We start from the raw sequence: 13330 nt of genomic DNA on the forward strand, positions 1-13330 counted from the left end.
GAAGGACCGGACATGACCCGGCAGAAGCCCATCCTCGTGCAGCAGTCGTTCCCGGAGCCGCGCCCGACGACGAATCCGTACATCGTCATGCTGCGCGACAATCTCGAGGCCACTGACGGGATCGAGGTGCGCACGTTCTCCTGGCGGCGCGCGCTGCTCGGCCGCTACGACGTCTTCCATGCGCACTGGCCGGAGATCCTCGTGACGGGTCACTCCCCCGTCAAGACGGCGGCTCGGTCCCTTCTCACCGCGCTGCTCGTCGCGCGCTGGAGGGTGACCCGCACGCCCGTCGTCCGCACCGTGCACAATTTGCACCGCCCGGACGGGCTCGGGCGCACCCAGTCCGCGCTCCTCGGGGTGATCGAGCGCGCGACGGCGCACGCAATCGTCCTCAACGAATCGACGGTCCTCGACGACTCCACCGTGCTTCCGAGGCACACCCCGACGACCCTCGTCCTGCACGGGCACTACCGTGACTGGTTCGCCCGTTTCCCACAGCGGGATGCCGTGCCCGGCCGGTTCAGCTACTTCGGTCTCATCCGACGGTACAAGGGGGTCGACTCTCTCCTGCGCGCGTTCCACGGGCTCCCCGGCGCCTACAGCCTCCGTATCGCGGGCAAGGCGCGCGCCGACGAGCTGGCCCTCGAGCTCACGGCCCTCGCGAACCGGGACGAGCGGGTGGACTTGACCCTCGAGTTCCTGAGCGAGCCCGAACTCGTCGACGTCGCCCGGCAGGGTGAACTCGTCGTCCTCCCCTACCGGGAGATGCACAACTCGGGCGGCGCGCTCGCCGCCCTCTCGGTCGACCGCCCCGTGCTCGTCCCAGCCAACAAGGTCAACGCTCGCCTCGCTCACGAGGTCGGCGACGGCTGGGTGCACCAGTACGAGGGGGAACTCGACTCCGCGACGCTGCGCTCGGCGATGGCCGCTGTGCAAGCGGGCGGGCGATCCGCGCGACCGGACCTCTCGCGTCGCGACTGGGATCGAGCGGGTCGCGCCCACCTCACCGCATACCGCGAGGCCCTGTCGTCCCGGTCAGGTCGTCGACGTGGACGCTGAGTTCGTGTCGGCGCGCCGATACTCCTTGTACGAGTACCCGATGAGCCCGGATACCATGCCGGCGCCTCTCGCGACCGTCCTCACTCCCTTCGCCCGGTGGCGGAGCGAGCGTGTGACCGCGCCGAGGACGAATCGCGCGGCTCCTCCGGCGACACGGACGAGTCCCTTGACGACACACGTTGCTCGCACACGCCACCGCGCTGCAGCGCCGTCCGCGAGGGCGACGGAGGTGAGGGTCCAGCTGTTGCCGCTGCGGAAGGCGCGGCGCACGACCCAGTCGCGCGTCACTCGAGAGGCGGGGACGACATCCCACACGATCGCCTCGTCGCACCACACCAGTCGCCCGGTGCGCGCGAGCGTCCGCGAGAACATCGTGTCGCCGCCCCCCGTGATCCCGAACACCGGATCGAATTCGAGCCCGATCTCGCGCACGACGCGCAGGTCGAGCAGCAGGTTGTTCGTGGCAGCGACCTCGACGGTCGTACCGGTGGTCAACCGCCTGCGGGAGAAGAACTCCCCCGCCGTGACCCACGCGTCGGGCTCCACCGCGAAGCGTGAGATGACGGGTCCGACGACGCCCACCGCGTCGGACGCCTCGAACGTGTCGAGCAGCAGGGACAACCACCGCTCCGTCGGGCGCTCGTCGTCGTCGATGAAGACGAGGACGTCGTCCGCCGTCGCCGCTGCTTCGGCGAGCGCCCGGTTACGACCGGCCGTGATGCCGGAGACGGGCTCGACGTGGTACCGGATGGGGACCGACGGACGCGACGCCGCATACTTTTCGACGATCCCGCGCGCGCTCTCCTCCGGATCGTTGTCGACGACGATGACGGATGCGGAGCCCACACGGTCCCGGACGGACTCGGCCTGGTCGGCGAGCAACGGCAGCGTCTCCGCGATGTCCTCGGGGCGACGGAACGTGAGGACGGCGATACTCACTCGAGCATCGGTCAGGGCTGCACGCGGGCTGGGCGTGTCGAGGCTCATCGGGGTTCCTTCTTCTCGTGAGCGGTCGGCGGCCGACGGCCGCCGTCGGATCGACCCCCACCCTACGGGGTCTCGGCCGCCCGCCACGGGCGGTATCCACGGGAGGCCACGGCCGCTCCGCCACCACGACGACACGAAGGACCGCTCTCGATGACGACGAGGACCGCTCAGCCATCCGCCGCCGGCGAGTTCGGTCGCCACGCCGCTCGTGGCGCCGTCGTCACCTTCGGCGGGCAGCTCGTGCGCATCGTCGTCCAGATCGGCGGTCTGGCCGTCCTCGCGCGACTCCTCGACAAGGAGGACTACGGCATCTTCGCGATGGTCATGGTCATCGTCGGGATCTCGGAGGTGTTCCGCGACTTCGGCCTCTCGAACGCCGCGGTGCAGGCGGCGACCCTCAGTTCGCGCCAGCGCGACGTGCTCTTCTGGGTCAACTCCGGAATCGGCCTCGCTCTCGGCGTCATCGTCTTCGGCGTCGCCTACGGCGTCGCCGCCCTCTACGGCCGACCCGAACTCGTCGCGCTCACACAGTTCATGGGCATCACGTTCGTCTTCAACGGCCTCGCGACACAGCATCGCGCCTCGCTCAATCGCGACCTCCGGTTCCTGTCGCTGACCATCATCGACACAACGGCGGCCGTCCTCGCCCTCGTCGTCGCGATCGCGCTGTCGCTCGTCGGGTTCGACTACTGGGCGCTCGCCTGGCAGATGGTCTCGCTCGCCTTCGTGACCCTCGTCCTGAGCCTCGGCGCCGCCCGCTGGCTCCCCCGGCTGCCGAAGCGCGGCACCGATATGACCGGGTTCTACCGGTTCGGGTGGAACACCGTCGCGACGCAACTCGTGCACTACACGGCCAACAACATGGACTCCTTCGTCATCGGACTCCGACTCGGCGCTCGCGAACTCGGCATCTACAACCGCGGCTTCCAGCTGCTGATGAATCCGCTGAACCAACTCCGGGCGCCCGCGACCCGCGTGGCCGTCCCGCTCCTCTCGCGCCTGCAGGAGCAGCACGACCGCTTCGACGCGTACATCCTGCGCGGCCAGATCGCGCTCGGCTACACGCTCGTCGCCGGCCTCGGACTCGTCGCGGGCGCCGCTGAGCCCGTCGTCTCGATCGTCCTCGGGGAACGCTGGGCGGAGGTCACCCCCGTGCTGCGACTGCTCATCGTCGCGGGCGCGTTCCAGACCCTCGCCTATGTCGCCTACTGGGTCTTCGTGTCCCGCGCGCTCACGGGGGCCCTCTTCCGGTTCACGCTCATCACCGCGACGATGAAGATCGTGTTCGTTCTCATCGGATCGCAATGGGGCGTCGTCGGCGTCGCCGCCGGCTACGCCCTCGAACCGGTGCTGTCCTGGCCCCTGGCGCTCTGGTGGCTCACCCGCTCCACGCGGATCCCCGTGCGCGCCCTCGTCGCGGGCGTGATCCGCATCGCCTCGGTCTCGATCCTCGGCGGGCTCGCGGCCTACGGCGCGTCCGTTCTCGTCGATGCGGCCGGTCCCGTCGTGCAACTCCTCGCGGCGACCACGGCCGCACTCGTCGCCTTCACACTCGCCGCCCTCGTCGTTCCCGCGGTGCGCCGTGACGTCCTCGAACTCGTGGGCATCGCCCGGGCCGCCCGGCACCGCTCACCACGCGCCGCCGCGCCCGGTGCCACCACTCCCACCGAGCCGGAGGAGACCCCGCTGTGAGCAACGACCCCTCGCGCCCCGACACCGCTCCAGACGACCAGCCGGATGCACGGTTCACCCGCTCCGCGGTCATCGTCGTCAACTACGGCTCGACCGATCTACTCGCCTCGAACCTCACGGTCCTCACGCGCGCGGCCCCGGGCCTCACGACCGTGATCGTCGACAACTTCACGAGTGCCCTCGAGCGCGAGAACCTGCGCCACCTCGCGGCACACGAGGACTGGATCCTCGTGGAGCCACCCGTCAACCTCGGCTTCGGCGTCGGCATGAACCGGGGAGTCGACGCGGCGCACGAGCACGGCGCCGAACGGTTCCTGCTGCTGAACCCGGACGCCGTGATCACCGCGGATGCGGCTGCCGACCTGTTTGCCACGGTCGAACGCGATCCCCGCGCCCTCGTCGCACCGCGCATCCTCCGCCCGGACGGATCGGTCTGGTTCGCCGGATCGGACCTCTACCTCGACGACGGCCGCATCCGCTCACGCCGGCGGCGACTCGACTCCGTACCCGCCGATCGCATCGAACCCTGGCTCACGGGAGCGTGCCTCGCCGTCTCACTCGAGCTCTGGACGACGGTCGGCGGCTTCTCCGACGACTACTTCCTGTACTGGGAGGACGTCGACCTCTCACGCCGCGTCGTCGACGCGGGCGGGTCGCTCGTGCTGCGCGACGACGTCACGGCCGAGCACGCCCAAGGCGGCACCCAAGCGACCGGACACTCCTCAGCGGGTCAGCCCAAATCGGCGACCTACTACTACTACAACATCCGCAACCGCCTGCTCTTCGCCGCCGTACATCTCGACGACGCCGACTTCCGCGCATGGAGCAGGCACTCGCGAGCCGTCGCGTGGGAGATCCTGCTCCAGGGCGGTCGCCGGCAGCTCCTCGACTCGACGGCTCCTCTCCGTGCCGCCTTCCGCGGCTTGCGCGACGGCCGGCGCCTCGCCCGTCGCATCCGACGCTCGACCCCCTGATCCCGGCCGCACGAGAACGGTGATGGTGCACGTCCCACGCGCACCATCACCGTTCTCGTGCACGCACGGGTGGCGGAGACACGACGAACCGGGTGCGTTTCCCTGAGGGGAGGGACCCGCACCCGGTGGTCTTCGCCGATCCGACCGGTCAGAACCGCTTCACGACGTAGTCGGCGAACCGGATCGTGCCGGGAGCGGTGCTCGACCCGGACACGTAGAACACGAGTCCCGTGGTCCCGGCCGTCTGCAGCGCCGCCGTGGTGTCGGTTCGCGACACCTGCCACGTCGCGGGCTCGGTCTGCGCATCAGTCCAGGCCTTCGCACGGATCGTCGTCGGCGCCGTGCCGAACACCTGCACTCGGATCGTCACGGTGGAGTCCGCCGCGTACGTCGTGCCCGGCAGGTTGAGCGTCTGCAGCTTCGTCCCACCGCGGGCGAGCTGCAGCTGGATGGTGCCGTTCGCGGTCAACAGGGCGACGGCGGAGTACTTCTCCGATCCCACCTGGCGACCGACGACCGTGACGTACTGGCCGCCTCCCGTCGTGAGCGCCGGGACCACGAAGGACACGACCGAATCGGTCGACGACTCGGAGACGGTGTTGAGGGCGGCCGAGCGGGAGGCGCCGGCGGCGTTCGTGATGACACCGGCACCGTTCGTGACGGAGAACCCGCTCGCACCACCGCCCACCGTCCAGGGTGCCCCGGACGAAGAGGTGCCCCATCCGCTCGTGACGGACCGCTGCTCGAACGAGTCGGCCGCGACCGTCTCGGCGTCGGGTGGCGTCGTCACGACGACCGACCGTGTGGTGGTCTCCGTCGCACCGTCGTCGTCCGTCACCGTGAGTGTCACCGTGTATGTCCCCGCGGCGGCGTACGAGTGCGTCGCCGTGGCGCCGGTCGCCGTGGCGCCATCACCGAAGTTCCAGGCGTAGCCCGCGATCGAGCCGTCTGCATCGGTCGACGCCGACGCGTCGACCGCGACCGACAGCTCGGTCGGCGTGGCCGTGAACGACGCGGTGGGCGCCTCGTTCTCGGGCGGCGTGATCACTCCGCCACCGGGGACGACGGCCGTGAAGTCGTCGAACCGGACCGGGATCGGGCCTGTGGTGGTCGAGCCGGAGATGTAGCCGGTCGCACCGATCTGGCCGGCGGACTGGAGTGCCGCCGTCGAGTCGGTCGTACTCAACTGCCATGCCGTCGGCTCGGTCTCCCCCGACACCCAGGCCTTCGTCGTGATCGTCGTGGGCGAGGTTCCCGTCGCCTCGACCTTCAGTCGGAGGGTCGTGCTCGGAGTGACGGCGAGTCCCGGGACGTTCGACTGGGAGATCACGGTGCCGCTGCGCAGGATCTGGAGCAGGACCGCACCGTTCTGGATGCGCACTCGAGCCGAGTAGTACGCCGTGTTCACCTGGCGGGCGACGAGGGAGATGTACGCTCCGCCGCCGTTCGCGACGACCGGCGTCGCGACGTCGGCTGCGAGGGTCACATCGGTGACCGACACCTGGTTGAGGCGGGCGTTGCGGGTGTGACCGGCCGGCAGCGTCATGACGCCGTCGCCCCCCTGGACGGAGAAGGCGGACGCTCCACCCGTCACGGTCCACGGGCCTCCCGTGTCGGCGGTGCCCCACGCGCTCGTCCCGGTCCGCTCGAAGGCATCCGCGGCGATCGTCGATGAGACGGGCGGAGCGGCGACGGTCACGGACTTGGTGGTCTGCGCGGTCGCCCCCGTGTCGTCGGTCACCGTGAGGGTGACGGTGTAGTCGCCCGCGGCGGCGTAGGTGTGGTTCGCGGTCGCGCCGGTCGCTGTGCCCTCGTCGCCGAAGTCCCAGGCGTACGACGCGATCGTCCCGTCGGGGTCGTTCGACGCGGAACCGTCGACGCTCACCGTCAGGCCGGATCCGCTCGCCGTGAAGCTCGCGGTCGGATTCTGGTTCGCGGGAACCGTCGCCGAGACGATGCGGGTCGTCGTCGCGGTCCCCCCGCGGTTGTCCGTCACGGTGAGGGTCACGAGGTAGTCGCCGGCCGAACCGTAGGTGTGGGTGGTCGTCGCCCCCGTCGCGGTCTCGCCGTCACCGAAGTTCCAGGCGTAGGACGCGATGGTCCCGTCGGCGTCGCTCGAGGCCGAGGCGTCGAAGCTTCCCGCGAGGTCGTCCACGGTCGCCGTGAACGACGCGGTGGGCGCCGTGTTCGGAGCCGCCACGGCGACCTCGCGGGTCGTCGTCGCGGTGCCACCGCGATTGTCGGTCACGAGGAGGGACACCGTGTAGGTGCCGCCCTCGGCATACGAGTGGGTGATCGTCGATCCGGTACCCGTCGTCCCGTCGCCGAAGTCCCACATCGAGGACACGATCGTCCCGTCGGGGTCCGTCGACGCCGAGGCGTCGAGTGCGACGGAGAGGTCGGTCGCACCGGCCGTGAAGGACGCCGTGGGGGCGATGTTGGGCGCGATACCGAGGCCGAGTTCGTGGTGCTGCCCGACCTGCTCGGACGTGAGGGGCGCCGCGTAGACGGCCACCTCGTCGATGGCGCCCGCGAAGTACGGCGCGGTGCCGCCCCACGTGGTGTCGCCGCCGATCCGCCAGTAGCCGGTGTAGTCCTGCGCGCCGGTCTGCGGGTTGGTGCCGACGGAGGCGCCGTCGATGAACATGTTCATGCCCGCGTTGGACTGCTGCGCCACGACGTGGTGCCACTCACCGTCGTTGAACGCGGCGCTCGACGTGACCGTATTGGCCTGGCCCGTCCAGGTTCCGAAGGTCAGTCGACCGTCGTTCTCCATGTAGACGTGACGGTCGTAGCCGCCGGAGCCGCCGGTCGGGCTCGCTCCGAAGCCCACGATCTTGCCGCCGCGGGTCGTCGTGGTCTTGAACCAGGCCTCGACGGCATACGTCGTCGGGTTCGAGAACGTCGCGTTGCTCGCGACGCCGGCCTCGTTCCAGCCCCACCACTCCTCCGTCGGGGCGAAACGCGCCGCGGTGTCGGCGTTGCCGCGGAGCGCGCCCGTCACACCCTTCTCGACGAGTCCCGTGTACGTGCCCGGGTTGCCGAACGGACCGGAGTCGACGGCCTCCGAGCCGCTCGACTCGCCCAGCCGGTAGTAGAGCGTCGGGTCGAGGGCGAAGACGGAGGCGCCGTAGGCGTCCGTCGGGGCGACCGGGATCGTGGACGCGCGTCCCGAGGCCACGAAGTGCGCATCGATCTGCTGACGCGTCAGCACACTCGAGTACACCGCGACGTCGTCGATCGCACCGGCGAAGAACTTGCTCGCCGGCTGGTTCGGCCAGCCGCCGACGTTGTCGCCGCCCACCCGCCAGTAGCCGGTGAAGGCTTGGCCTGCCGTGGTGTCGGCACGCGATGCGACCTTCTTCGAGTCGACGTAGAGTTGCATCCCGGCGGGACCCATGCTCGCCACGACGTGGTGCCACTGATCGTCGTTGTAGCTCGCGCCGCTCGTCACGACCCGCGTGTTGCCCGTGTAGACACCGAAGTTGATGCGGCCGGAGTTGTCCATGTAGACGTGCCGGTCGTAGGAGGTCGAGTCGCCGGTGCGGTTGTTGCCGAACCCGATGATCTTTCCGCCGGACGTGCTCGTCGTCTTGATCCATGCCTCGGCCGTGAACGTGTTCGGGCCGGGCTGGACAGCCGTCGAGACGCCGAATGTGCCGTCCGTCCCGCCGAAGGTCGTCGCGGTGTTCGGCGATGATGCATCCTGACCGGCCGTGCCGCGCGTCGTGGTGCCGGAGAGCGTCACGTCGTCGCCGGCCGCCCAGTCGTATCCGACCGTGCCGGAGGACTCGCCGAGCGGCCAGAACGAGGCCGGGTTGTCGTCGAGCACCTCTTGCGCGTAGTCGCTGATCTCGCCGTCCTCGGCGATCGTGACGCTCACGAGGTTGCCTTGCGTCGCGTTGCCGTACGGGTCCGTCACCCGGATCCGATACGTATAGGTGGCGCCGGGAGTGAGCCCCGTGTCCGTGAAGGACATCAGCGGTCTGGTGTAGAAGTTCGACGACGCCGTGGTCGTGTAGACGGGGTTGTTCGTCTGGCTGTTGCGGATCACAGTGTACGTGAGTTCCGCGTTGTCACGATCGTGATTCGCCTGCCAGGCGATGCGGGCCGTGCCGCGGCTGAACGAGACGACGTTGGGGACGAAGTCGGCGCTGTTGAGGCGCGGACCGTCGTCGTTCGGCGCGATGTCCTTCGTGGCGAAGCGGACGAGGCCCTGCTGACGCACACCGTTCACGGTCGTGAACTCACCGCCGTAGAGAACGTACTTGCCGGCGACGAGGACATCCCATGGGCCCTGCGATGCACCGGAGGCCTGACCCGTGTTGAAGGTCGGGAACCAGTTGAGGAGCGTCGGGGACGGGGTGCCGTTGAAGTTGTAGTAGCCGTGGGGGTCGGCCGTGAGCGTCCCCGTCGTGGCCTTCGTGAAGGCGATGGCGCGGTAGAAGGACCACGGGTCGGTCTGGGGGAAACCCCCGACGTTGCCGCAGTAGTGGGCGTGACCGGCGGTGTAGACGACGTCGTCGGCCGGCGAGACCGAGTAGCTGTCACCGTGGCAGTCCTCCACCCACTGCAGCTCGCCGCCGTTCCAGTCGGCCTTGAAGGTGCCCTCGAGGTTTCCGCCGGAACCGAAGACGTAGCCGGTCCCGTAGACACTCGTGCCATCGGACGCGAGGGAGTTGATGTTCGCGTCCTCTCCGCCGTTGCGGATGAGGTTGTTGATGGCCCATGGCAGCAGGCCGCCGGTCGTCGTGTCGACGGCGGCGAGCCCGTAGCCGGGGTTGCTCGAGCCGTTGACCGTCGTGAACGCTCCACCCAGGACGATCTTCGATCCGTCGGGCGACATCGTCATGGCGGCGACGCTGCCGCCGACGGCCGCGGGGGCCCACGGTGTCATCGCCCCGTTCGAGGCGGCGAACGCCGCCGCCCCGAAGCGGTCCTGACTGTTGATGGCCGTGAACGCTCCACCCGTGTAGACCGTCGTGTCGGTCGCGACGATCGCGTTGACGCGGCGCGTGACGTTCGGCTTGAAGGTCGTCACGAGAGCGCCGGTCGCGATGTCGAATGCCGCGATGTACGTGCGCGTGACACCGTCGACCTGCGTGAAGAGACCCCCGACGTAGAGGCGCTTGCCATCCGGCGAGGCCGCGACGGTGCGTGCCTGCTGGTTGAACTGCGGCGCGAACGGCAGCAGGGCGCCCGTCGTCAGGTCGTAGGCCAGGAAGTTCTTGCGAGCCACCGTGTTGACGCCCGCGTTCGAGCCCGCGGGGCGCGCCGTCTCGAACTTGCCGACGACATAGACGGTGTTGCCGACGACGGTCTGGTCCCACACGACGCCATCGATCTGGGGCGCGGGGAGCGGGTCACTCGATACCGTTTCGGGCGTGCCGGCAGGCGGGCGGGTGTCCGCGACCGCTGGCTGGAGGGAGAGCATGCTCAGCACGATCGCGGACACCGTGACGCCGACGAGCGCGATCAGTCGCGCTCCCCGGCGGCTGCGGGGCTCGAATGTTGAGGCTTCAGGGACCGGCAACGATGGGGTCATGAAAATCTCGCGTCTCTGGATAAGCGGGTGCACCGACTAGCGGGGCGATGGCTCAGAGAACTGAGGGCCGCTCACATCGGGTGTGGCTAAATGCTAGCTTCCCTCACGTTTTTTCATCCCCCCCCATTCGGGGCTGAACACGGCCCCCGAGCGGGGACGGAGTACGTCCTGCGGCCACGGTCACCGCACCGCCGCCGCGCCGACTCCCGCCGGCCCCAACGGGCGACGACAAGGCTCGCAGCGAGGACGAAAGGGGCGGGTGCGTCGACGTCCGTCGACCCACCCGCCCCCGCTCACCCGGGTGCTCGTCCTATTGCGGTGCACTTCCCTCGAAGACGACGGCCGGCTCCGCCGCCGTGTAGTCGACCGTTATCCGTACGCGGTCGCGGTCCTCCGTCGGGACGTTGTAGACGAACGTGCCGGTGGCCGTCTCTCCGGGAGCAACCTCGGCGGGGAGCGCAACACCGCCGGGCTCGGCGAGCTCGATCGCGGGGATCTGCTCGTCTCCGTAGAACACGTTGGTGACGGCACTGATGAGCGGATACGCCTCGTCGCTGTCATTCGTGAACGTGACCGAGAATCGCAGCGACGGGCCGGCAATCTCGCCCGGCATTGACGCCTCACCCTCGACGGACTCGAGATCCGACATCGAGACGGTGACGCCGTCGTCGATGGGGGCCTCGTCGCCGAACTCGAGGATGTCGTCCGTCACCTCTCCATCGGCGGCGGGCTCCTCGGACGCATCCGTGTCCGCGCTCGCGCTCGCGCTCGGCCCGGGGTCGTCGGACGCCTCCTCGGAGGGCTCGGCCGACGCCGTGGGCGGCGCACCCGGAGCCGGGGAGTCCGCCGACGTGACCGACCAGACGACGAGCGCCGCGACGAGCGCGAGCACGACGACGGACACGAGGATGACGAGCGCCCGACGTCGAGAGCGCGCCTCGCCGTCCTCGGCGACCGGGCTCGGATCGATCGGATCGTTCACGGGGGTCTTGTCACTCATCGTGCATCTCCGATCTGGGGGGCGTCGAGCGCCACCATGTCTCTGAACCATTTGACTGCGGCGAGCAGGAGGAAGCCCGCGTTCGCCGCGAAGAGCAGCGTATAGACGCCGAAGAACACGAGGTGCGCCCCGAGCAGCGCGAACACGAGGCAGAGGAACCCGTAATCGGTCGGGATCACCAGGAATGATCGCAATCGCGATCCGCCACCCGTCTCGGCCGTCCCCTTTCGGCCGCGCACGTATTTCAACTGGTCGTTGAGGATCATCGCGAAGAATGTGACGTTCGCGACGATCGAGAACCCGATCGGGACGAGCAACCAGGCCTCGGACGAGAGGTCGAAGAACCGGAAGGCGGCGATGAGCACGGCGAGGTGCAGGCTCGAGATCTTGAGCGCGTCGACGACGTGGTCGAGCCACTCCCCCGCGGCGGAGCCGCCTCCGCGCAACCGGGCGACCTGGCCGTCGGCGGAATCGAAGGCGTAGCCGATGGCGAGGAGGAGCCAGACGAGCACGCCGGACCACCACGCGGGCGGGACCGTCGCGATGATCGCGATACCCGAGAACGTGAAGGCCGCGCTGACGGCCGTCACGGCGTTGGGCGTCATTCCCGCGAGATAGGCGCCGGCCGCGATGAGGCGGCCCACACGGCGGTTGACGTAGATGGAGTACGCCGGCGCCCCGCGCGCCGCGCCCTTCTGCGCGGAGGCCAGTCGCGCGACGGTCGCGCGGTATCCCTCCACGGGTCGCTCTGTCGTGGTCATCGATCACTCCCTCGTCCGCTCGGCGCACGGCGGTGCTCCGAGTCAGGCCAGACTACCCGCGCGAAAAGCCGTTTAACGAGGATCCCTCATTTCATACTCCCCCCAGTTCACGGGGTTTTCTGGCCCCGGCGCCGCCGAGTGGCTATCATCGTGAGTGTCCCTCACCTGAGGAACACTCGACTTCCCGGCGCCTCTTCGACGCGCCGTCATCTCACGAGAGCAGGGGGTGCAGCGTGGTCCGAATCGGATACGCGGCCGGTGCGTTCGACCTCTTCCACGTCGGCCACCTCAACATCTTGAAGCACGCCAAGAGCGCGTGCGACTACCTCATCGCGGGCGTCGTGAGTGACGAGCTCCTCATCTCCCGCAAGCGCGTCACTCCGGTCATCCCACTCGCCGAACGCATGGAGATCGTCGGCAACATCCGCTACGTCGACCAGGTCGTCGCCGAGGACCTCTCCTCGAAGATGGAGATGTGGGAGCGGCTGCGCTTCACGACGTTCTTCAAGGGCGACGACTGGCGCGGAACGCCTCAGGGCCTCGAACTCGAACGCCAGTTCGCCGAGGTCGGCGTCGAGGTCGTCTACTTCCCGTACACGATGTCCACGTCGAGCACGGCGCTGCGTCGCGCTCTCGCGTCGCTCGAAGCCGGCGCGGTCGTCGCGGAGCCGGTCGCCGCGCGAGGCTGATCGACTAGGAGCCGACGGCCCTCCGCTCCCGGTACGCGTTGACGTTCATGCGGTTGCCGCAGTTGCCGACGTCGCAGTAGCGCTTCGACCGATTGCGCGACAGATCGACGAGCACGGCGTCGCAGTCCGAGGCCGCGCATACTCGCATCCGCTGCCACTCATCGGCACGGACCACGTCGACGAACGCCATCGCCGCCTCGACCTGCAGCCGCGTCACGACCGGGGCCTCCGGCTCGGTCGCGTGGATGTGCCAGTCGAAGCCGTCGTGCCGCCGCAACTGCGGCAGCGCAGCCCCCTCCTTCAGGAGAGCATTGATCTCGTCGACCGCCTCGTCGCGCGCGCTCGTCCAGATCCCGCGCAGGCGAGGACGGAGGGCACGCACCGCATCGAGCTCCTCCGTCGAGCCCGACCGCGATCCGGTGAACTCCTGCTCGTCGAGGAAGGCGAAGAGGTCGGCGGGCGCTGCGAGTTCGTCGTCACCCGAGGACGACGCGCCCGGCACCGTGTTGACGAGCGCGGCCGCGCACGCGAGCGAGAGTTCCGTGTCATGGGTGAAGATCATGTTGACTCCTGACAGCCGGGGGTCGTAGTGTCAGGATCATCTTAGCCTTTCACTCCTGACA

Annotated in this window: 9 protein-coding genes; 4 read left to right on the plus strand and 5 right to left on the minus strand. The window is 69.1% G+C overall.

All coding sequences use genetic code 11. The features are described from left to right. The first annotated feature begins 12 nt into the window (after positions 1–12). Positions 13–1059: a glycosyltransferase family protein gene (locus ELQ92_RS12045; protein WP_128499311.1), complete on the plus strand. Its 1047-nt coding sequence runs from the start codon at positions 13–15 to the stop codon at positions 1057–1059. On the opposite strand, the gene ELQ92_RS12050 is transcribed toward ELQ92_RS12045, so the two are convergent. After that, positions 1036–2046 (minus strand): glycosyltransferase family 2 protein, encoded by a 1011-nt coding sequence (locus ELQ92_RS12050; RefSeq protein ID WP_128499313.1) that lies wholly within the window; start codon positions 2044–2046, stop codon positions 1036–1038. The genes ELQ92_RS12045 and ELQ92_RS12050 overlap by 24 nt on opposite strands. 150 nt (positions 2047–2196) lie before the next feature. Here ELQ92_RS12050 and ELQ92_RS12055 point away from each other — a divergent pair, with 150 nt between their 5' ends. Both ELQ92_RS12055 and ELQ92_RS12060 read left to right on the plus strand, forming a co-directional pair. Next, on the plus strand, positions 2197–3738 hold the full coding sequence (locus ELQ92_RS12055; protein ID WP_128499315.1) for a lipopolysaccharide biosynthesis protein: 1542 nt from the start codon (positions 2197–2199) through the stop codon (positions 3736–3738). Then, positions 3735–4712 carry a glycosyltransferase gene (locus ELQ92_RS12060; protein ID WP_128499317.1) on the plus strand — a complete coding sequence of 326 codons (978 nt, stop codon included), beginning with the start codon at positions 3735–3737 and terminating at the stop codon, positions 4710–4712. Before ELQ92_RS12055 ends, ELQ92_RS12060 begins: the two co-directional genes overlap by 4 nt. A 148-nt stretch (positions 4713–4860) precedes the next feature. On the opposite strand, the gene ELQ92_RS12065 is transcribed toward ELQ92_RS12060, so the two are convergent. The 3 genes from ELQ92_RS12065 to ELQ92_RS12075 form a co-directional block, all read right to left on the minus strand. Further along, positions 4861–10257 carry a PKD domain-containing protein gene (locus ELQ92_RS12065; RefSeq protein ID WP_243695008.1) on the minus strand — a complete coding sequence of 1799 codons (5397 nt, stop codon included), beginning with the start codon at positions 10255–10257 and terminating at the stop codon, positions 4861–4863. A 310-nt stretch (positions 10258–10567) separates the two neighbouring features. After that, the gene (locus ELQ92_RS12070; protein ID WP_128499319.1) at positions 10568–11257 is read right to left on the minus strand and encodes a hypothetical protein; all 690 of its coding nucleotides are present in this window, start codon (positions 11255–11257) and stop codon (positions 10568–10570) included. Beyond that, positions 11254–12018, minus strand: a complete 765-nt coding sequence (locus ELQ92_RS12075; RefSeq protein WP_128499321.1) for a CDP-alcohol phosphatidyltransferase family protein — start codon at positions 12016–12018, stop codon at positions 11254–11256. The genes ELQ92_RS12070 and ELQ92_RS12075 overlap by 4 nt, the downstream gene beginning before the upstream one ends. Positions 12019–12251: 233 nt before the next feature. Between ELQ92_RS12075 and ELQ92_RS12080 the strand changes: the two genes are divergently transcribed. Further along, a complete protein-coding gene (locus ELQ92_RS12080; RefSeq protein ID WP_128499323.1) occupies positions 12252–12707 on the plus strand; it encodes an FAD synthase family protein in 456 nt (151 codons plus the stop codon). 4 nt (positions 12708–12711) lie between these two features. Here the strand turns inward: ELQ92_RS12080 and ELQ92_RS12085 are convergent, their stop codons facing one another. Continuing rightward, a complete protein-coding gene (locus ELQ92_RS12085) occupies positions 12712–13269 on the minus strand; it encodes a CGNR zinc finger domain-containing protein (RefSeq protein ID WP_128499325.1) in 558 nt (185 codons plus the stop codon). Positions 13270–13330 lie beyond the last annotated feature (61 nt).

The organism is Labedella populi (assembly GCF_004078655.1).
Lineage (GTDB): Bacteria > Actinomycetota > Actinomycetes > Actinomycetales > Microbacteriaceae > Labedella > Labedella populi.